Origin of the sequence: Agrobacterium salinitolerans, from assembly GCF_002008225.1 — a bacterium.
GTDB lineage: Bacteria > Pseudomonadota > Alphaproteobacteria > Rhizobiales > Rhizobiaceae > Agrobacterium > Agrobacterium salinitolerans.
In genome coordinates, this window is the sequence record NZ_MRDH01000006.1 from 728,942 (window position 1) to 749,909 (window position 20,968).

The following is a 20,968-nucleotide window of genomic DNA, read 5'->3' on the forward strand; positions in this document are numbered from 1 at the left end:
TCTCATTCCTGTGCTCGTCACAGGAATGAGAAAGGTGGAATGACTGCGGCTGCAGCCTAGTCCTTTACCGCCTGTCCAAACAAAAAAACGGAGCCTCTCGGCCCCGCTTCTTCGAGTCTTTTCAGCAGCTTCGTGCAATCGCCTGCAACGACGATTCAAGCCGTTGAGATTTTGAATCAGCCGACGATTTCGGTTTCGGCGAACCAGTAGGCGATTTCCTGAGCGGCGGTTTCCGGAGCGTCGGAGCCGTGAACGGAGTTTTCGCCGATGGAGAGCGCAAAGGTCTTGCGGATGGTGCCTTCAGCGGCCTGGGCCGGGTTGGTGGCGCCCATGATCTCGCGGTTCTTCAAGATAGCGTTTTCGCCTTCCAGAACCTGAACGATGGTCGGGCCGGAGGTCATGCCTTCAACGAGTTCGCCGAAGAAGGGACGCTCTTTGTGAACCGCGTAGAAGCCTTCGGCTTCGCGCTTGCTCATCCAGACGCGCTTGGAGGCGACGACGCGCAGGCCGTTGTCTTCAAATACCTTGGTGATCGCGCCCGTCAGGTTACGCTTGGTTGCGTCCGGCTTGATCATCGAAAATGTGCGTTCAATCGCCATATGTCCGTTTCCTTTTCCTTCAGAGAAAGTGGGCGGTCTTTACCCGCCCAAAGGCCCGAAAACAAGGGGGATCGACGAGATTGCGACGATCATGCCAGACATTTCACGCCGCTGTCACACTGCGGCCTCTCGCATCGTAGAGATCGAGACAACCTTCGAACCAGTCCCGCACGGGGTCGTTTTCGGCGAACAAATCCGCCCCGGTGGTAATGCGCGCCCATTGCAGGGCGCCGAAGACGATATAATCCGCAAAGAGAGGCGATGCGCCGCCGATGAAAGGCTGGAAGCTCAGCATACGCCGGATCGGCGCAAGCAATGCCGGGAAGGCTGCGATTTCCGCCTCGCGGTTCGCCACCACATCCTCAAGCGGGCGGCCGAGGGCTTTCGTGCGGCTGTCGCGGAAATAACGGCGGTCCGGCTCGTCCAGCATATTGTGGATATCGAGCACGGCAATACGGACGATGGCCGGGTGAAGCATCGTCTGCGACCAGCTTTCGACGAAACGGGCCATGGCCTTGCCGCCCTCGCCGTTGAACAGCGACGGGCGCTCCGGGTAAGCCTCGTCCAGATAAAGCGCGATCTCAAAACTGTCACTCACCAGCTCGTCACCGTCTCGCAGGATCGGCACGGTCTTCGAAAAACCATCCTCCACCGTCGGGATCACCGTGAAGGGTAAAGGCCGCTCCTCGAAATCCAGCCCCTTATGCGCCAGCGAAAGCACGGTTTTCCAGCAATGGGGAGAAAATGGCCGGGAAGTATCGCTTCCGCATAGCGAATAAAGCGTTCTGGAAGTCGTCATGGGCTGCCCTCTTCTGCAATATCGATAAAACGATATAAGAACGGCCGGACGATGAAATCAAATCAGGATTTGTCATTCAATCGATCACAAGCGCATGTGATCCGTGAGTCTGTGCGAAGTGAAATTTTTCACTTCGCAGCGCAACAATTTTTCCCTGATTCAATCAATTTTAAAGCGTTGCTTGTAAGAATAACACCATTCAACAATCGGTTATTGCCGGTCTATTCATAATAATCTCTCGGTATTGGGGCTGTCAGTGACGACATCGGCGGGCGATAAAAAACGTGATCAGGCGCGAAGTTCTCTTGTCGTCACCAAAATTACGCAGTTCATCGCCAAGATGAACATTGCGCCTCTGCCGCGCAATTATGAATTGATCTACGAAATATTGTCCGGACACAATCCTGCCATGGGTCGCGACATTCTTGCGCTCGGCAATGCGCCGCAGCAGCATGAAATCGACCTCATCGGCCAGCGGCACAATCTGCCCGGCTTTTCGCGCATCGAAGCCGAACAGATGGCAAGCGAGGCCCTCGATACACTGACGCAGATTTCCGTGCGGCTTGATGCAAGCCTTCGACGCACAGAGACTTTCCTGGCCAGCCTTGAGCAGGATGAAGATGGCGAGCGGTCCGCAGCGGAGCGCTTGGTTGATTTGCTGGGCGACATCCACGAAGAGCAGACGAGCCTTCGGAATTTCATCGCCATGGGACTGGTGAAAATCCGCGAGGTTGAAAGAAACCGGGGCGAGCTTCAGGTCGCCTCGTTGCGCGACGCGCTGACGGCTCTACCAAACCGGGCCGCCTTTCTCGAAAAGCTGGACCTTCTTTTTTCAAAGGACCGGGCTGCATCCGCCACCTCGCTCGTGCTGCTGGATATCGATCATTTCCGGGAGATCAACGGCAAATACGGCTCGTCCGCCGGCAACAAGGCATTACGACGTCTCGCCGCCCTGTTTCGCAAAACCATCAAGAAAGACGATTTCGTCGCCCGTATCGGCGGTGATGAATTCGCATTTCTGTTTGCCGGCGTATCGCAAAACACGGCCGAGGCCATTGCCGAGCGGCTGCGGCAGAGCGTGGAGGCGTTGCGCTTTGCGACCGCTGGCGGCGATGGCGAACATCTGACGGTGTCGATCGGCGTCGCAGAAGTGGATGGCACCGCCACGCCCGCCGAATTTTTCGACCATGCCGAACTCGCGCTGCTTTCGGCCCGCTGCGGCGCACGCAATTGCGTCGTCGGTTATTCGCGGGAGGTGGCGCAGCATAGCCGCAACAGCTATCTGGTGCAGCTCGGCGATTGACCGTTTAATCTCGCGCGATGTGGCGCGGGCGCTCTTGCCTTGGCCAGACAGTTCGGCCAAAACGGCGCCATGATTACGATTACCGATCTTTCCGCCCGCATCGCCGGGCGTCTGCTTCTCGATCATGCCAGCGTGACGCTTCCCGCCGGTGTGAAGGCGGGACTTGTCGGCCGCAACGGCGCCGGCAAATCCACCCTGTTCCGGGTCATCACCGGCGACTTCTCGGCGGAAAGCGGTTCGGTGACGATCCCGAAGCAGGCGCGCATCGGCCAGGTGGCGCAAGAAGCTCCAGGCACCGAAGACTCGCTGATTTCCATCGTGCTTTCCGCCGACAAGGAGCGCAGCGCGCTTCTGGCCGAGGCGGAAACCGCAACCGATCCGCACCGTATCGCCGAAATCCAGATGCGGCTCGTCGACATCGACGCCCATTCGGCGGAAGCGCGCGCCTCCAGCATTCTTGCCGGTCTCGGTTTCGATCATGAGGCGCAGCTTCGCCCCGCCTCCTCCTTCTCCGGCGGCTGGCGCATGCGCGTTGCGCTCGCCTCCGTGCTGTTTGCCGAACCGGACCTGTTGCTGCTCGACGAACCGACCAACTATCTCGACCTCGAAGGCACGCTCTGGCTGGAGGATTATATCCGGCGGTATCCACACACTGTCATCATCATCAGCCACGACCGCGATCTTCTCAACAACGCCGTCAATTCCATCGTGCATCTGGACCAGAAGAAGCTGACCTTCTATCGCGGCGGCTACGACCAGTTCGAGCGGCAGAAGGCCGAGGCCGACGAATTGCAGATGAAAGCGAAGGCGAAGAACGACGCCGCGCGCAAGCATCTGCAAAGCTTCATCGATCGTTTTCGTGCCAAGGCCACCAAGGCGCGCCAGGCGCAGAGCCGCATCAAGGCGCTGGAGCGCATGGGCACCGTGGCCGCCGTGATCGAGGATCATGTCCAGCCGATCACATTTCCCGAGCCGGAAAAGCAGCCCGCCTCCCCCATCGTCGCCATCAATGGCGGTGCTGTGGGTTATGAGCCGGGCAAATCGATCCTGAAGCAGCTCAATCTGCGGATCGACAATGACGACCGCATCGCGCTGCTCGGCTCGAACGGCAACGGTAAATCCACCTTCGCGAAATTCATCTCCGGCCGGCTTGCCCCCCAGGCGGGCGATCTTCGCGTTGCTCCCGGGCTCAAGATCGGTTTCTTCGCGCAGCACCAGCTGGATGACCTCGTGCCGGATGAAACGCCGGTCGAACATGTGCGCAAACTGATGCCGCTGGCGCCCGAAGCGCAGGTGCGCGCCCGTGTCGCCCAGATGGGGCTTGCGACGGAGAAAATGGCGACAGCGGCGAAGGACTTGTCCGGTGGCGAAAAAGCCCGCCTGCTGATGGGGCTTGCGGCCTTCCATGCGCCGAACCTGCTGATCCTCGACGAACCGACCAACCACCTCGACATCGACAGCCGTCGGGCGCTGATCGAGGCGCTGAACGATTATAGCGGCGCAGTCATCCTCATCTCGCACGACCGCCACCTGATCGAGGCGACGGTCGACCGGCTGTGGCTGGTGGCCGACGGCACGGTCAAGACCTTCGAAGGCGACATGGAGGAATATCGCGATATCGTCGTTTCCTCTGGCAGGAAGAAGGAAGACAAGACCGACGCCGTCCCCGATCAGGCATCCAAGGCCGATCAACGCAAGGCCAACGCGGAAAAGCGCGCCCAGCTCGCGCCGCTCAAGAAAAAGATCAATGAAATCGAATCCCTGACGGCAAAGCTTGAGAAAGTGATTCAGTCGCTCGACAAGGAGCTGGCGGACCCGGCCCTTTATGAAAAAGCCCCCGCGAAGGCTGCCCAGAAAGTGAAGGAACGTGGTGAGGCGGCTGCAAAGCTCTCCGATGCGGAAGAGCAATGGTTGCTGCTTTCCAGCGAATATGAGGATGCGATGGCGGGCTGACGAGGCCGGGTTTGCAGTGCATCCCCTCTCCGTCCGGCGACCTCCAAGGAAGCCGCCGAACCTATTGTCGATCTTACTTCGCGTCGATCGTATTGAGGCCTTCACGCGCGCATTCGACAGCGTTTGCGCCGTTGCGACCGAAGGAGTTTCCCAGCACAGACCGGGAAAACATTCAATGCAGCGGTCACCGAATTCACCCCAGACCGCCATTGGCCTCCGCGCTAAGCGCAAGCCCTGCGCGGCTGCAATCGCGCAAGCGGTACGGCTGGGGAATAAAGATAACCCTGCCCGAAGCGAATGCCCATCTGCATGAGGAGCCGGCTCTGTTCCTCGGTTTCTATGCCTTCCGTCACCAGCTTCGCACCATAGCGCTCGGCGCTCTCGAAAGCGAGCGCGATGGCCTCCCTGAACCGCGACTGGTCGAGCCTCGACGTCATCCAGTGATCGATCTTGACCTCTTCGAATGGGAACCGCGCGAGCAAAGTGAGTGCGGCATAACCGGTGCCGAAATCATCGAGCGCCAGCCGGACGCCCGCGGCAATCAGCGTGTCGAAATTTTGCTGTACGACGTCGGTGGTCGGTATTCTGCTCATCTCCGTCACTTCGATTGAGAGGCGATGCGCCGGCACCGCCATTTCGTGCAGCAGCGCCACGACCCGGTCTGCGAAATGCGCGCTCGCAAAAGACGATGCGGAGATATTCACCGCCAGATGAAAATCCGCCTCAAGGCCCTGCAGGTCTCGAAGGTCACGCACGACGGCTTCTATCGTCGACCATTCGAATTCCACCAGCAGCCGATGGCGTTCGGCGATCTCCAACACATAATAAGGCGATAGCGCCTGCCCCCGCGCATCGACCGCGCGCAGGAGCGCTTCAGCGCCGATCATGCGGCGATTGCGCAGTTCGAATTTGGGCTGATAACAAATGGGCGGCGTGCCGGATTTGATCCAGTTGACCAGCATCTGCCGCACCGCCTCGTCCCGTGTCGCTTTCTCGGCAAAGGAGAAGGGGAAAATCTGCACCGGATGATCGCTTCCCTTCAGCGCGAGGCTGAGGTGCCTGAGGAACGAGGCCGTGTTCTGCCGGGAAAGCCTGTCCAGATTCGCCGCACCGATTTTGAGATGCGGCACCGGCCCCGCCTCCGCCAAGCGGCAAAACGTGCTCAACCCGTCATGCAGATGCATCATGAGTTTTGTGCTTTCGGACTTCTCCAGCGAAATCCCCCGCATGACGACCGCAAGCGTCGTATCGCCGAACATGAAGCTGCACGGCGTATCGGAGCTGCATAGCAGGCCGTCCTCCCTGTCGCAGATTTCACGCGCCAGCCTCGGCCAGAAAAGATCGCTCCAGTCCTCGCCCGCGCAGGCGGCGACATCGGCAATATTGACGATCTCGATCAGAATGAGGGCATGCGAAACCGCCGGCTCCTGCCGCATCATCGCTTCTATATGGTCCCTTAGGGCGCGCCTGTTGGGCAGGCCGGTCAACGAATCCGTGCGTGCCGCCGATTCGCGTTGCCTTGTCTCTTCCCGCGCTCGCGCCTCGTTGCGCAGAAGGATGAACAGGCAGAAGATCATCGGCAGGCCGACGGCAACGGCGCCCAAGGTTCGGCGGCCTATTGCACTTAAAAACAGCGACTGGTCGACCAGCCCAAGGACGAACGAGACCGAGACGGCAAGCAGCACGGCAATGAACCTGACCGCGAAGACGGTGAGGATATCCCGAATTCCCAGATCGGCGAGGCGGCGCTTGCGCATCCAGCCATACATGATGATGCCGCTGGCCGAAATGACAACCATGTCCTGCAGGGCCGCAAAAAACAGCACGGGACCACCGAACACGAAACGCCCGGCCGCCACGAGGGACAGGCTGATCAGCCCGCCCTGCCAGGAGCCAAGCACCCCAGCCAGAAACAGCAGGTCGGAGCGGATATAGGGCTTGGAGGGCAGCTTGATGAATTCGGACACCAGCAGCATCAGCAGAAAGCCCGCCATTCCAAAGATGATGCCGTAATAGATTTTATAGCGCGGGTCCTCGAGTGCTATATTTCGCCGCACAAGAATGAGCACAGACACCATGCCAATCACGGCGGCGGCCTGAAGCAGCAGGAATGGAAGCTCGGCAGCCGATGCTGCCGCTTGTGCGGCGATCAATTCCATCATCTGCGTTCCCCGGTTATATTTTGTTCTGGCGTCGGCATTCCGGCACCTGGCCTTCACAAACCCTGCTTCTGGCAGGGCAGACTTTACAACACATCGCCAGACCTTCGCCGGCCTATGCCGACATCGCGGATTCGACGTCGTAAATCTCCGCTGGCTCGACAATCGTTCCAATATTCCCGGAGGCGAGTACCAGCCGATCGCGGCCTTGACGCTTCGCCTCGTAAAGCGCCACATCGGCCCGGTTCACCATCTCGTATATGATTTCCCTGCCGTCACCGGAAACGGCAATGCCGAGGCTGACCGTTACGATCTCTCGTCCGTCGGGGCGGTTAAGATGGGGTATGGCCTCGTCGATCACGGCCAATCTGAGCCTTTCGCCAATGGCGAGCGCGGCGGAAACAACGCAATTATCGAGCAGAACCACAAATTCCTCGCCACCGTAACGCGCGACAAAACTTCTGTCGCCATCGTCGCTACAAAGGGCGTTGCGCAGTCTGCCGGCGACCCTGCGCAGGCAGTCGTCGCCGGCCACATGCCCCTCTGAGTCATTATATTTCTTGAAATAATCGACATCGAGAAGGATGAGCGCCCGGGGCCGGCCGCTGCCGCCCGAGGCGTGGCTCGCCGCTTCGTCAAAGCTGCGGCGGTTGCGAATGCCGGTGAGCTGGTCGGTATTGGAAAGCTGCTGAAGCTCGTGATTTGCCCTCTGGATCCTCTGCAGCAAAGTCTTTTCACGCAGCGAGGCCAGATAATCCCGCCTTTCCACCTGTTCGATACGATAGGCCGCAAACAGCGAGACGGCGCTGATGCCGACGGAACACATGATCGCCGGCAGCTTGGCCACCTCACTCGTCACGGTGACATATTCCATGCCGACTATGAAAACCGCCATGCAGCCGACCGTTCCCATGACCGCAACCGGAAACGGTTTTCGGTGTATCGTGTTCATATAGAGGACAACGGTGACGATACCCATGTAATATTCGCTCGCCGACGAGGTCCGAGCATTGGCGTAGATGAACATGATCGATGCGACGACCAACATGCAGCCCAGCCCGTGAAGGACCTCATGCGCCACCGCATCCGCCCGCTCCCTGAGCGCATAGTATCGTGCCGGAAAATAAAGAAAAAGAAGCGGCGTGATGATAAGCAAACGGACCGTCAGATCCAGCCAGATGATATCCGGCACCAGACTTAGGTCCACAAACACGTAGAGATTGTAAAGGATGACACCGAAAATCAATCCATATGTATTGAATTTCCGACTGCTTTCGTTGACTTTCCGAAGAAAGCCAGACAAACGATCATCTTCAAACAAAAACACAAAACACCTGCTTCGTAAAATATATTCAAGTGAAATCTAAAATTATTACGGATAACTACACAATACATCGGAGAAAATTAACACTATAACTATCAAAATTCAAAAACAACACTCAATAATCCAGAAAAATATTTGAAACAATCGAATATTAATTGATCTGCGGATACACACACCGAAACTTGTTGCGATATTACGGCTTGAAAAAAGACGCGCCGCATGGAAACGATCACCTTGCTCCTTGGAGCGTTTGTGCTAGAAACTTGTAAAAATCACACTTTATCCCACGCAGCACTCAGACGGGTTCCACTTCATGTCAGCCACCAAGCTTGCCATCGTCGGCGTCGGCAAAATCGTTCGCGACCAGCATCTTCCCGCCATTGCAGGCAATCCGGATTTTGAGTTGATCTGCACCGCAAGCCGTCACGGCACCGTGGACGGCGTCGCTTCCTATGGCACCATCGAGGCCATGCTGGAGGCTGTGCCTGATATCGATGCGGTGTCGCTGTGCATGCCGCCGCAATATCGCTATGAGGCGGCTTACGCAGCGCTGAATGCCGGCAAGCATGTCTTCCTTGAAAAGCCGCCGGGCGCCACCCTTTCGGAAGTGCAGGATCTCGCTCGGCTGGCGGATTCGAAGGGCCTTTCACTGTTTGCGAGCTGGCATTCGCGTTATGCGCCCGCGGTCGAGGCTGCGAAGGCGTTTTTGGCCTCGACGACAATCGACAGCGTGCATGTCATCTGGAAAGAGGATGTGCGTCACTGGCACCCGAACCAGGCCTGGATCTGGCAGGCGGGCGGTCTCGGCGTGTTTGACCCCGGCATCAATGCGCTTTCGATCATCACCCATATCCTGCCGCGCGCGCTGTTCCTGACCAAGGCGACACTCGAATTCCCGGAAAACCGCGACGCCCCGATCGCCGCCGACCTGCATTTTTCCGATGTGACGAAAATGCCCGTCCATGCCGAATTCGACTGGCGTCAGACCGGCAAGCAAAGCTGGGATATCGTTGCCGAGACGGCCGCGGGACAGATGGTGCTTTCGGAAGGCGGTGCGAAGCTCTCGATCAACGGCGAAGAAAAGCTCTCCCAGCCGGAGCGGGAATATCCGGCTCTTTACGAGCGTTTCTCGGAAATCATCAAGGCAGGCCGTTCCGATGTCGACCTCGCGCCGTTGACCCATGTGGCTGACGCTTTCCTGCTCGGCCGCCACAAATTCGTGGATTCCTTCTACGACTGAGAAGCCGAAACGCTTGCCAAGAACGCTGATTCAAAGGGCGCGACTGACGAAACGGTCGCGCCCTGAATTTTTGGCCTCATACAGCGCTCTTCGATGCTGTGCAGCGGCCCCATGCGGTCTGCATCCACATGAAGGGGCAAGCGCACCACCAATGCCGAGACGGGCATCAACCGCCTGTCGGGGAGGCACGGTCCCTGGTGGATCAGGCTTTTTTCTGCCAGCGGCCTTCTGGCGATTGCTGCCAATAGGTCAGGGAGTGCCCCTCCGTCTTCAGCCTCTTCCAATGGTTACGTGCCATTTCCAGCTGGTAGGCATCGTATCCATCGAACATGAAGACGACGCGTTCATAAGCCTCCACCGCCGGCGGCTCGGCGCCATCAACGAGAAAGCGGACACTTGCCGCGTTGGCGTTCTCGCCCGACGCCGTCAGGAGAATCGGCTGATTTTGCGGTGCGGGCGAAATATCGGTGGCGTGCGGCAGGAAGCTGTCGTCACGAAAGGTCCAAAGATGCGTGTCGAGAAAATCACGGCGCTCCTCGCCCACCGTCTGGATCGCGACCTTCCAGCCGCGTTCCAGCGATTTCTCAAGCAAGGGCGGCAGCGCGTCCTCCAGCTTCGATTCCGTCAGGTGGTAGAACAGAATTTCAGTCATTCGCAGACGCGCAGCTCCGCTCGCTTCAATCTTCGTAATGGGCGCGAACGAGTTCGTTCAGAAGACGCACACCATAGCCCGAGCCCCAGGACTGGTTGATCTCGGTCAGCGGCGAGCCCATGGCGGTGCCGGCGATATCGAGGTGCGCCCAGGATGTTTCGCCCACGAAACGCTTGAGGAACTGCGCAGCGGTGACGGAACCCGCAAGGCGGCCCGAGCTGTTCTTCATGTCGGCGAATTTGGAATCGATGATCTTGTCGTAATCCTTGCCGAGCGGCATGCGCCACAGTTTTTCCGCCGTCACATCGCCCGCCTGCGTGAGGCGCGCTGCAAGTTCGTCGTCATTGGAGAAAAGACCGGCCTGAAGATTGCCGAGCGCAACCGTGATCGCGCCCGTCAGCGTGGCGAGGTTCACCATGAATTTCGGGTTGAAGCGATCCTTCGTGTACCAGAGCGCATCGGCCAGAACCAGCCGGCCTTCGGCATCGGTATTGATGATCTCGATGGTCTGGCCGGACATGGAGGTGACGATATCGCCGGGGCGCTGGGCATTGCCATCGGGCATGTTCTCGACCAGGCCAATGACGCCGATCACATTCGCCCTGGCCTTGCGGGCCGCCAGCGTGTGCATCAGGCCGGTAACGGCCGCAGCACCACCCATGTCGCCCTTCATATCTTCCATATTGAGGCCCGGCTTCAGCGAAATACCACCGGTATCGAATACGACGCCCTTGCCGACAAAGGCGATGGGCTCATCCTTCTTTGAACCGCCGTTCCATTGCATGACCGCCAGCCGCGGCGGACGGGCCGACCCCTGCGCCACGCCCAGAAGCGCGTTCATGCCGAGCTTTTTCAGTTCCTTCTCACCGAGGACTTCCACCTCGACGCCGAGCTTGCGCAGCTCTTCGGCCTTCTCGGCAAATTCGACAGGTCCGAGAATATTCGGCGGGAGGTTGACGAGATCACGCGCGAGAATCACACCGTCCGCGACCGCTTGCGACAGGGCAAATGCCTTCTCGGCCTCCTTGTGAGCGGCGGTGACAATGACAACCTCGACCTTCTTCGGCGCCTTCTCGTCGTCCGACTTCTTCTTGGTCTTGTAGGCATCGAAACTATAGGCACGCAGCAGCAGGCCAAGCGCGAAATCACCTGCCGCCCGTGCGCCAACCTCGACACTCGGTGCGTCGAGATAGATAACGACCTTTTCCGCCTTCTTGAAATGGGCGGCCGCAGTACCGCCAGCACGCAACCAGTCGTGCGCAACCAGTTTGGATGGTTTGCCAAGACCGATGACAAGCAAACGATCGGCGGCGGAACCCTGCGGTGCGATCACATCGAGCGTCGCCATGGATTTTGCGGAAAAACCTGCGATCTTCGCCGCCCTTTCGATCACACCGCCCGGATCGGCCTCGGAGGCGCCGGCGACGGCCTGAGCCTCACCCGAGGCCTGCAGCACAACGGCGAGCGCATTTTCCAGCACGGCGGAATTGGCGAAAGAAATATCGAATTTGGCGGACATGTTTTCCTGCTCTTCTTCTACGACTTGCACGATGCGCATGATCATGGCCTTTTCGGCCCCGGGCGCAACCCTTGCATTCTTTAAAGCCCCACAGTCGTTAAAGGAAAGGCATTTTTGTGGAATGCGAAATCACGTCATGAAACCGACAGCTTGTTTCACAAAAAGACACAGGCAGCGGAAAAATCGTCGCGCAAAACATATTTGTGAGCGCGCCGGAATAGCCAATTGCAAACGATGCGATTAGATAGACGAAAATTCGGCGAGCGATCGCACGTAAAAACAATGTCGAACAGGGCCGTATGAAGCTTCTCGAGAACTATATCCTGCGGCGGACAACGCAGATGTTTCTGGTCGCGCTGCTGCCGGTGCTGGCCATCATCTGGACCATCCAGGTTCTCCAGAGAATCAATCTCGTCACCGATACGGGCCAGTCGATGGGTTCCTTCATGGCGCTCGCGACCATGATCCTGCCGACGCTGATCCCAGTCGTCCTGCCTTTTGCGCTTGTCATCGGCATTACCCAGATTTTCACGACGATGAACAACGATTCCGAGCTTGCCATCATTGATGCGGCCGGATCGCCGCGGTCGGTGATGTATCGCCCGGTTCTCATTCTGGCCGCCGTTCTGAGCGCCTTTTCCTTCACCATCACCAATTTCATCGAGCCGCCCGCCCGCAGCTCCGCCCGGCAGATGGTGGCCGCCGCCTATGCCGACCTCCTTTCCTCGGTGATCGAGGAAAAGACTTTCCGTACCATTCAGGATGGTCTTTACGTGCAGATCGCCCAGCGGCAGGGCCGTATTCTCAAAGGCCTGTTCGTCGCCGACCGCCGCGATCCGAATTTCGACCTCATTTATTACGCCAAGGAAGGCATGATCGATGAAAGCGGCACGTCGCTCACCATGCGCGACGGTGAAGTGCAGCAGAAGACGCCGGACGGCAAGGTCTCGATCGTCAAGTTCCTGTCCTATGCCTTCGATCTTTCGACCATGTCGGAGAAGCAGGATTCCGAGCCGTCGCTCTCTCCGGGCGACGCCAGCCTCGGCTTCCTTCTCGCGCCCGACGAGAACAATGCGAGCTACAAGCGCTCACCGGAAAACTTCCGCAGCGAGTTGCACAAGCGTCTGTCGGACTGGATGTTCGCCTTCTCCTTCGCGCTTATTTCGCTGGTCATCGCCGCCGACGCCCGTTCGCACCGCGAGGCGCGCCTGCATCCGATGGTGGCCGCACTGGTGACGGCCTTCATGCTGCGCTGGCTTGGTTTTTACGTCACCAATCAGGTCAAGCAGAGCGCGGCCTTCATTCCCCTGGTTTATGCCGTGCCGGGCCTTAGCGGCGGCGCTGCCGCCTTCATTCTGCTGACCGGCCGAAAGCCGAAAATGCCGACAATCCTCGTCGATGCGATGGGTCGTCTGCGCCGTCTGTTCTCCAGCCGGATGGCCAAAAACTCTGGGAGCGGCAGCGCATGATTTTCAACACGCTCTCCCGGTATTTCCTGAAGCGATATCTGATCACCGCCGTCTGGTTCGTGCTCGGCGTATCTTCGATCATTTACCTTGCCGATTTCAGCGAAACGGCACGGCGCATGTCCGGCCTGCCCGGCTATTCCGTTCCGGCCGCCCTTGGCCTGACGGCGCTTCGCCTGCCGCTGATCCTGCAGCAGACCGTGCCCTTCATCGCGCTTTTCGTCGGCATGACCACGCTGATCTCGCTCAACCGGCGCTATGAGCTGGTGGTGACGCGCGCCGCCGGCATTTCCGCCTGGCAGTTCATCCTTCCGTTCGTGCTCGGCGCGGTTTTCATCGGCATCCTGTCGGTCACGATCCTGAACCCCATCGCGGCATGGGGCCAAAACAAGTCGCTGGCAATGGAAGCCGGCCTGCGCAACGAAGCGGGCGGCGGCCGCCAGCAGGAGATCGTTCCGTGGATGCGCCAGTCGAGCGGCGGCAAGGATACGATCATCGGCGCCAAGAGCTTCGAGGACAACGGAACGCTGCTTCTCGATGTGGTTCTGATCGACATCGACAAGGACGGAAACATCGTCTCGCGTAAGGATGCGAAGTCGGCTAAATTGGAAGATGGTTACTGGCTTCTTAACGGCGTTTCGGAAACGCGCGCCGGGCATGTGTCAGTTCGGCAAGAGAGCATGCGGATCAGTACCAATCTGAGACGGGAATTCGTCCAAGAACGCATGACGCAGACGGAAACCGTTGCTTTCTTTGACCTTTCTCACAAGATCGAAGTTGCAAAGTCCTTTGGACTATCTTCAAAGGCGCTTGAGACGCAGTATCATTTCCTGCTATCGACGCCCCTGCTTCTGGTCGCGATGACCTTGATCGCCGCGACCGTTTCATTAAAGTTCAGCCGCTTCGCCCAATCGCGCTCCGTGATTCTGGGTGGAATCGTTTCCGGCTTCGTGCTTTATGTAGTAACCGTGCTCGTAAGGGCATTCGGGAGTGGTGGTGTTGTCCCTCCCACCGTCGCGGTCTGGGTTCCAGTCATCGTGGCGTTGGCTTTGGGGGCAACCATTCTGCTTCATCAGGAGGACGGCTAGTGGCGGTAATTGACCGCGGGAATATCAGGCGGCTTTGGACGGCCCTTCTGACAGGTGCCGCTGTGTGCGCGTATTTGGCATCCAGCCCGGTCGCTTTCGGCCAGGATGGTTTGCTTGCGTCGGCAAGCCAAGACGATTCGAAACTCCTGCTTACAGCAAATGAACTGACCTATAATCGCGATTCCCAGCGCGTGATTGCGAAGGGCGTCGTTCGCATGAAATATTCGGGCTACCGCATGGTGGCCCAGCAGGTGGAATACAACCAGCAGACCGGCCGCGTGATCGCCCATGGCAACATCGAGCTGATCGAGCCGGGCGGCAACAAGATTTATGCCGACGAGATGGACGTGACCGATGACTTCGGTCAGGGCTTCGTCAATGCCCTGCGCGTTGAGACAACGGATAACACTCGTATTGCGGGTGAAAGCGCCGAGCGTCTCGAAGGCGACCGGATGGTTCTCAACAACGGCGTCTACACCGCCTGTCTGCCCTGCGCCGAACGGCCCGAAAAGGCGCCGCTGTGGCAGGTCAAGGCCGAGCGCGTCATTCAGGACGGCAAGACCCATACGGTGCGGCTGGAAAAGGCCCGCCTTCAGCTTTTCGGCCACTCGATCGCCTATCTGCCGTTCCTCACGGTTCCGGACAACACAGTGAAGCGTAAATCGGGCTTCCTGTTCCCGCAGATGAGCTTGACCAACAAGCTTGGTTTTGGCCTTGGCGTTCCCTATTTCCAGGTTCTTTCCGACACGTCGGATTTGACCATCACGCCGACCTACTACACCAAGCAGGGTCTGTTGCTGCAGGGCGAATTGCGGAACCGTTTCGAAAGCGGCATGCATACGTTGACGATTGCCGGCATCAGCCAGCAGTCGTCTGACACCTTCAACGCCGGAACGAGTGACGCGTTGAACGATCAGCGCGGCATGGTGGCAACCAAGGGTGATTTCAGCATCAACCCGCGCTGGGCTTTCGGCTGGGACGCCATGGTGCAGTCCGACAACAACTTCTCGCGCACCTATAACCTCAAGGGCTACAAGAACGACGTCCAGACCAACCAGATTTATCTGGCGGGCACTGGCGAGCGTAACAGCTTTGACGCCCGTGGTTATTATTTCAACGTTCAGGACACGGATAATTCGGAGCTCAAGGAACGCAAGCAGGCGATCGTTCATCCGGTCGTAGACTATCGTTACTTCCTGCCGGATCCGATCTATGGCGGTGAACTGTCGCTGACCACGAACTTCACGAGCATCAGCCGTTCGACGCAGGATTCCTACGCGATGGGCGGCTTCCCCCGCTTCAACGGTCTGGAAGGCTCTTATACGCGCTGGACCACGGAAGCGGAATGGAAGCGCACCATTACGATGGATAGCGGTCTTCAGATCACGCCGATCCTTGCCGCGCGCGGCGACGCGCTGTGGACCGACATGAATGCGGCAAGCTTCACCTCCGGCGGTACATCCTATGCCTATGAAGGCATGATCCATGACGATGCTGCCCTGCGTGGCATGGTCACCGGTGGCCTTGAGGTGCGTTATCCCTGGCTGTTCACTGCCCTCAACAGCAGCCACGTGATCGAGCCTATCGCGCAGATTTTCGTTCGGCCGAACGAGCAATATTCCGGTCGTTTCCCGAACGAGGACTCGCAAGCCTTTGTGTTCGACGCTACCAACCTCTTCGAGCGCGACAAGTTCTCCGGCTTCGACCGTATCGAAGGCGGTACGCGTGCCAATCTCGGCTTCCGCTATAACGGCACGTTCGACAATGGTTACGGCATTCGTGCCATTGCCGGCCAATCCTTCCATCTGGCGGGCGACAATTCCTTCGCGTCTTACGATCTCGTCAATGCAGGCGCTAATTCCGGCCTCGAATCCGACCGTTCGGATTATGTCGCCATGGCCGCTTTCGATGCGCCGATCGGACTCTCGCTCTCGTCGAGCCTGCGTCTCGACAAGGACGATTTCGACATCAACCGCTCGGAAACCGGTATCAGCTATTCGGACCGTCGCCTTACCGGCAAGCTCAGCTATACGCAGGTCAAGGCACAGCCGAAATATGGCTATAACGAAGACCGCGACATCATTCAGGCGTCCGGCACGCTGCGCATGGACGACAACTGGTCGCTTTTCGGATCGATCAATTACGATCTGAACGGGAAGTTTGCCGCTGAACGCCGTATCGGTATTGCCTATCAGGATGAGTGCACAATCCTGACGGTCAGCTATTCGGACGAAGGCAATATCAATTCCAGCCGTCAGGCCGCCAATGACTGGTCGATCAATGCGCGTCTGGCCTTCCGCACGCTCGGCGATATCAGCATCGGCTCAGCCAATGAGGACTGGAACGACATGGATATCGGCTGGAAGCCAAACAACTACTGAGTTTAGAGGCAGGTTACGCAGCATCGTGACCTGCCTTTTTACCATTTGGCCAGTAAAGCCACGGTTTCGCCGCAACAACACGCCAATGTCGGCCGCACATGGAACCTATCGGGTTTTCTTTCAACAAACCGACACATTGCCGTCTTGCGGATCGCGATGATATATACGTGGCAAATTCGCGGTGCGGACGCACAGGTGCAGGTCTGAAAGCGGGAAAGTTCAATATTCCCCCATCAGGCAGAACAGATTGGCGGGACAGGGCAACAGGACCCTGCCCGACGAAAGGGAGAAGGATATGATGAATTTCGGAAAGACGGCTTTGCGTGGCGCTGCTTTCGCCTTTGCGATATTCGCCGTTCCCATGGCCGTTGTGCCCTATACTGGCCAGGCCTTCGCCGATAGCACCGTCAAGATCGTCGTCAACAAGACACCCATCACCAACGACGATATTGCCAAGCGCGTCGCCTTCCTCAAGCTGCAGCGCCAGTCCGGTAATCTCAATGAAAAGGCGCGTGAGCAGCTTGTCGATGAAGCGCTGAAGCGCGAGGAAATCGCCCGCGTCAAGATGTCGGTCAGCACCGACGATGTCGACGCGGCCTTCGCGCGCTTTGCCGGCAACAACAAGATGAGCCCGCAGCAATTGACGAAGGTGCTTGCGCAGGCGGGCGTCGGCGCCGACCATTTCAAGGCCTTCATCGCCGTTCAGATGAGTTGGCCGCGTCTTGTCAACGCTCGTTACGGTGCACGCGGCAAGATGTCGACGCAGGATCTCGTTACCCGCCTGAAGGAACGTGGCGACAAGCCCGTCACCACGGAATATTTTCTGCAGCAGGTTATCTTCGTGATACCGGAATCAAAGCGCAAGGCCATTACCGGCAAGCGCAAGGCCGAGGCTGAAGCCTCGCGCAAGCGTTATCCCGGCTGCGACCAGGCCATGAGCTTCGCCGCGACCATGCGTGATGTTGCGATCAAGGACCTTGGCCGCATTCTGGCGCCGGAGCTGCCGGAAGACTGGAAGGCGCTGGTGGAGAAGACCAAGGAAGGCGGCACCACCGGCACGCGCGTCACCGAAAAGGGCGTCGAATATCTGGCCATCTGCAAGCAGCGTCAAGTTTCCGACGACTATGCGGCGGAAATGGTGTTCAAGTCCGAAGATCTGATGAAGGCCAAGGACGGCGAAAACCCGAACGAAAAGAAATATATGGATGAGCTGCGCAAGAAGGCGCAGATCGTCAACACCTGATATTGATTAAAGAGCCGGGTCTTTCCGTGACATATGCATCCCTGCCGCTTGCCCTGACACAGGGAGATCCAGCCGGTATCGGCCCTGATATCGCCATCACCGCCTGGGCCAAGCGCCGGGAGAACGGCATGCCGCCCTTCATCTTCATCGGCGACCCCGATGTGGTGGCGAGCCGCGCGGCGTTGATCGGCGTGCCGGTCAATATCGAGACCTGCGGTGCGGAAAGCGCCGTCGACCTGTTCGAACAAGCCTTCCCCATCCTTTCCCTTCCCGTCGGCTTCGAAGTGCAGGCGGGTCAGCCGCATGTCGGAGCGGCGCACGCGACAATCAAGGCCATCGAGACCGCCGTTTCCCTCACGGTCGAGGGCAAGGCTGCGGCCGTCGTCACCAATCCGATCGCAAAATCGGTGTTATACGAGGCCGGTTTCGGCTTTCCCGGTCATACGGAATTTCTGGCCGATCTCGCCCTGCGCGAGACCGGGGAGCAAGTCATACCGGTCATGATGATTGCCGGCCCCAAGGTCCGTGTCGTCCCGGTGACGATCCATATCCCCGTGAAAGACGTGCCGGCCGCTCTTACCGAAGAGCTGATCGTTACGACCTGCCGGATCATCGATGCCGATCTCCGGCGAAAATTCGGCATTGCGGCGCCGCGTCTGGCGGTTGCCGGCCTCAACCCGCATGCGGGGGAAGATGGCGCACTTGGCACCGAGGATCGCGATATCGTTCACCCGGCGACCATGCGGTTGCGGAAGGACGGGATCGATGCCTTTGGCCCCCTGCCCGCCGACACCATGTTCCACGATGCCGCCCGCAAGCGTTATGACGTGGCGGTGTGCATGTATCACGATCAGGCGCTCATTCCGGCCAAGGCGCTCGGCTTTGACGATTCCGTCAATGTCACGCTTGGCCTGCCCTTCATCCGCACCTCGCCCGACCATGGCACCGCCTTCGGCATTGCCGGCCAGGGCATCGCTAATGAGGCGAGCCTTGTGGCGGCGCTGAAGATGGCGGCGGACATTTCGCTCCGCAGCCGGGCCAACACATAATGGCGGCCATCGACGGACTGCCGCCGCTGCGCGATGTCATCCAGCGCCACGGGCTCGACGCGAAGAAATCGCTCGGACAGAACTTCCTGTTCGACCTCAACCTCACCCAGAAGATCGCCCGTACGGCCGGGCCGCTCGAAGGCGTGACGGTGATCGAAGTCGGCCCCGGTCCCGGCGGCCTCACCCGCGCTATTCTTTCGCTCGGGGCAAAAAAGGTCATCGCCGTCGAACGCGACAGCCGCTGCCTGCCGGCGCTGGCGGAAATCGAAGCGCATTATCCCGGGCGGCTCGAAGTCATCGAAGGCGACGCGCTGCAGACGGATTTCGAGGCTCTGGTTGCCGTCGGCGAACCGGTGCGGATCATCGCCAACCTGCCCTATAATGTCGGCACGCAATTGCTGGTCAACTGGCTGCTGCCGAGGGAATGGCCGCCCTTCTGGCTTTCGATGACGCTGATGTTCCAGAAGGAAGTTGGGCAGCGCATCGTGGCCGAAGAAGGCGATAATCACTACGGCCGTCTCGGCGTTCTCGCCGGCTGGCGCACGGTTTCCGAAATGGCCTTCGACGTCCCGCCGCAGGCCTTCAGCCCACCGCCAAAAGTCACCTCCACCGTCGTGCACCTGTTGCCGAAGGACAAGCCGCTGCCCTGCGATGTCGCCAAGCTTGAAAAGGTGACGGAAGCCGCCTTCGGCCAGCGCCGCAAGATGCTCCGCCAGAGCGTGAAAAGCCTTGGCGGGGAAACGCTGCTGGAAAAAGCGGGCATCGATCCCACGCGCCGGGCGGAAACGCTGTCGGTGGAGGAATTCGTCACTTTGGCGAACTGCCTGTAAATCCGTCGTGTAATGTGCCATTCCGAGCAGCGGGACACGGGTTCGTGGAGACTGCGAATAAAGGAACAAGCGCGTGGAGAGTGCCGGTTTTCATTACAAGCTCGACATTCCCGCTGAAACGCCCGACTGCGCGGTTGTCTTGCTGCATGGATCGGGGCGAACGGAAGACGATCTCATTTCTTTTGGCCGCGCCGTCTTTCCCAAGGGTGTCTTATATGCGCCGAGGGGCGCTGTTCCCTGGGAGAATGGTTTCGCGTTTTTCCGCCGAAAGCCCGACAGACAGCTTGATATTGACGACCTCAAACATCAAGCCGCCAGACTATGCCGGTTTTTCACCATGGTCTTTCAGCAGACGGGGCAAAGACCCTTTCTCGTCGGATACTCCAACGGCGCGATCATCGCCGCTGAAACGATATGTCAGGACCGTCATCTATCGAAAGGCACCATTCTGCTTCGCCCGCTATCTCCGAGAAAGGACCAGTCTTTTCCGAGCCTGGCAGGATATCCCATACTCCTGCTGGCGGGCGTGCGTGACGACCGGCGGCAGCCTTCCGATGCTCCAGATTTGGCCGAGCAGCTGGCGTCGGCCGGAGCGGAGGTCGTTCTTGAAACGATCGAAACGGGTCATGGCTGGGCGGAAGACGCGGCGGACGAACGATTGTCACGGCAATGGCTGGCGCGCGGACTCATCGCGTAAGTCAGAGCTTTGGCTCTTCCTCCAGCAACGCCCGCACGAAATCGAACATGCCGTGGCGGCGGTCGCGGCGGACGCGTTCGGCCTTCACGATTGCTTCGACGGCCTCGAAGGCGGCCTGCAGGTCGTCATTGAGAATGACGTAATCATAGTCGCGCCAGTGCTCGATCTCGGCACGGGAATTGAGGAGCCGGGTCTTGATCACCTCTTCGGTGTCTTCGGCGCGGCGATGCAGGCGCGATTGAAGTTCGGTCATGGTCGGCGGCAGGATGAAGATCGAAACGACGTCGGCCTTCATCTTGTCCTGAAGCTGCTCGGCGCCCTGCCAGTCGATATCGAACAGCATGTCGCGGCCTGCGGCCATGGCTTCTTCCACCGGCTCGCGCGGGGTGCCGTAGAAATTGCCGTGAACCTCGGCCCATTCCAGCAGCGCGTCGCTGTCGCGCAGGCGCTCGAAATCGCGCTTGGAAATGAAATGGTAGTGGATACCGTCAATCTCGCTCTGGCGGCGCGGACGTGTCGTGACGCTGACGGACAGGCCGATATTCTTGTCCTTGTCGAGCAGGTTGCGCGCAATCGTGGATTTTCCCGCGCCCGATGGCGAAGAAATCACCAGCATCAGCCCTCTGCGGGCAATCGTGACGGGAGAATTATTCACCGGGACCATGG

At 58.9% G+C, this 20,968-nt stretch carries 17 protein-coding genes; 10 read left to right on the top strand and 7 right to left on the bottom strand.

What is annotated here, in order from left to right:
- Positions 1–176: 176 nt before the first annotated feature.
- Positions 177–599 (bottom strand): nucleoside-diphosphate kinase, encoded by a 423-nt coding sequence (ndk, locus tag BS627_RS07620; protein WP_003496769.1) that lies wholly within the window; start codon positions 597–599, stop codon positions 177–179.
- A 103-nt stretch (positions 600–702) separates the two neighbouring features.
- Positions 703–1,398 (bottom strand): glutathione S-transferase family protein, encoded by a 696-nt coding sequence (locus BS627_RS07625; RefSeq protein WP_077982555.1) that lies wholly within the window; start codon positions 1,396–1,398, stop codon positions 703–705.
- A 256-nt stretch (positions 1,399–1,654) separates the two neighbouring features.
- Here BS627_RS07625 and BS627_RS07630 point away from each other — a divergent pair, with 256 nt between their 5' ends.
- Both BS627_RS07630 and BS627_RS07635 read left to right on the top strand, forming a co-directional pair.
- Positions 1,655–2,701, top strand: a complete 1,047-nt coding sequence (locus BS627_RS07630) for a GGDEF domain-containing protein (protein WP_165691165.1) — start codon at positions 1,655–1,657, stop codon at positions 2,699–2,701.
- Between the two features lie 69 nt (positions 2,702–2,770).
- A complete protein-coding gene (locus BS627_RS07635) occupies positions 2,771–4,654 on the top strand; it encodes an ABC-F family ATP-binding cassette domain-containing protein (RefSeq protein ID WP_077982973.1) in 1,884 nt (627 codons plus the stop codon).
- Between the two features lie 221 nt (positions 4,655–4,875).
- Here BS627_RS07635 and BS627_RS07640 read toward each other — a convergent pair whose 3' ends face one another.
- On the bottom strand, positions 4,876–6,816 hold the full coding sequence (locus BS627_RS07640; RefSeq protein WP_077982556.1) for an EAL domain-containing protein: 1,941 nt from the start codon (positions 6,814–6,816) through the stop codon (positions 4,876–4,878).
- Positions 6,817–6,928: 112 nt separating this feature from the next.
- On the bottom strand, positions 6,929–8,005 hold the full coding sequence (locus tag BS627_RS07645; RefSeq protein WP_245307022.1) for a GGDEF domain-containing protein: 1,077 nt from the start codon (positions 8,003–8,005) through the stop codon (positions 6,929–6,931).
- Positions 8,006–8,450: 445 nt separating this feature from the next.
- Between BS627_RS07645 and BS627_RS07650 the strand changes: the two genes are divergently transcribed.
- Positions 8,451–9,377, top strand: coding sequence for a Gfo/Idh/MocA family protein (locus BS627_RS07650; protein ID WP_077982557.1), 927 nt, complete (start codon positions 8,451–8,453; stop codon positions 9,375–9,377).
- 202 nt (positions 9,378–9,579) lie between these two features.
- On the opposite strand, the gene BS627_RS07655 is transcribed toward BS627_RS07650, so the two are convergent.
- Together BS627_RS07655 and BS627_RS07660 are read right to left on the bottom strand one after the other, a co-directional pair.
- Complete coding sequence (locus BS627_RS07655) at positions 9,580–10,029, bottom strand: DNA polymerase III subunit chi (protein WP_077982558.1); 450 nt, start codon at positions 10,027–10,029, stop codon at positions 9,580–9,582.
- Positions 10,030–10,054: 25 nt separating this feature from the next.
- Positions 10,055–11,548 (bottom strand): leucyl aminopeptidase, encoded by a 1,494-nt coding sequence (locus tag BS627_RS07660; protein WP_077982975.1) that lies wholly within the window; start codon positions 11,546–11,548, stop codon positions 10,055–10,057.
- A 299-nt stretch (positions 11,549–11,847) separates the two neighbouring features.
- Here BS627_RS07660 and BS627_RS07665 point away from each other — a divergent pair, with 299 nt between their 5' ends.
- The 7 genes from BS627_RS07665 (at position 11,848) to BS627_RS07695 (ending at position 20,302) form a co-directional block, all read left to right on the top strand.
- The gene (locus BS627_RS07665; RefSeq protein WP_077982559.1) at positions 11,848–13,017 is read left to right on the top strand and encodes an LptF/LptG family permease; all 1,170 of its coding nucleotides are present in this window, start codon (positions 11,848–11,850) and stop codon (positions 13,015–13,017) included.
- Positions 13,014–14,102 (top strand): LPS export ABC transporter permease LptG, encoded by a 1,089-nt coding sequence (gene lptG / locus BS627_RS07670; RefSeq protein ID WP_077982560.1) that lies wholly within the window; start codon positions 13,014–13,016, stop codon positions 14,100–14,102. Before BS627_RS07665 ends, lptG begins: the two co-directional genes overlap by 4 nt.
- Complete coding sequence (locus BS627_RS07675; protein WP_077982561.1) at positions 14,102–16,483, top strand: LPS-assembly protein LptD; 2,382 nt, start codon at positions 14,102–14,104, stop codon at positions 16,481–16,483. Before lptG ends, BS627_RS07675 begins: the two co-directional genes overlap by 1 nt.
- A 295-nt stretch (positions 16,484–16,778) precedes the next feature.
- Positions 16,779–17,726 carry a SurA N-terminal domain-containing protein gene (locus BS627_RS07680; RefSeq protein ID WP_077982977.1) on the top strand — a complete coding sequence of 316 codons (948 nt, stop codon included), beginning with the start codon at positions 16,779–16,781 and terminating at the stop codon, positions 17,724–17,726.
- Between the two features lie 26 nt (positions 17,727–17,752).
- Entirely contained in the window at positions 17,753–18,775 is a 1,023-nt protein-coding gene (gene pdxA, locus BS627_RS07685; protein WP_077982976.1) for a 4-hydroxythreonine-4-phosphate dehydrogenase PdxA, read from the top strand.
- Positions 18,775–19,605 carry a 16S rRNA (adenine(1518)-N(6)/adenine(1519)-N(6))-dimethyltransferase RsmA gene (gene rsmA, locus BS627_RS07690; RefSeq protein WP_077982562.1) on the top strand — a complete coding sequence of 277 codons (831 nt, stop codon included), beginning with the start codon at positions 18,775–18,777 and terminating at the stop codon, positions 19,603–19,605. Before pdxA ends, rsmA begins: the two co-directional genes overlap by 1 nt.
- 73 nt (positions 19,606–19,678) lie before the next feature.
- Positions 19,679–20,302 (top strand): alpha/beta hydrolase, encoded by a 624-nt coding sequence (locus BS627_RS07695; protein WP_077982563.1) that lies wholly within the window; start codon positions 19,679–19,681, stop codon positions 20,300–20,302.
- Position 20,303: 1 nt separating this feature from the next.
- On the opposite strand, the gene gmk is transcribed toward BS627_RS07695, so the two are convergent.
- Positions 20,304–20,966, bottom strand: a complete 663-nt coding sequence (gmk, locus tag BS627_RS07700; RefSeq protein ID WP_077982564.1) for a guanylate kinase — start codon at positions 20,964–20,966, stop codon at positions 20,304–20,306.
- Positions 20,967–20,968 lie beyond the last annotated feature (2 nt).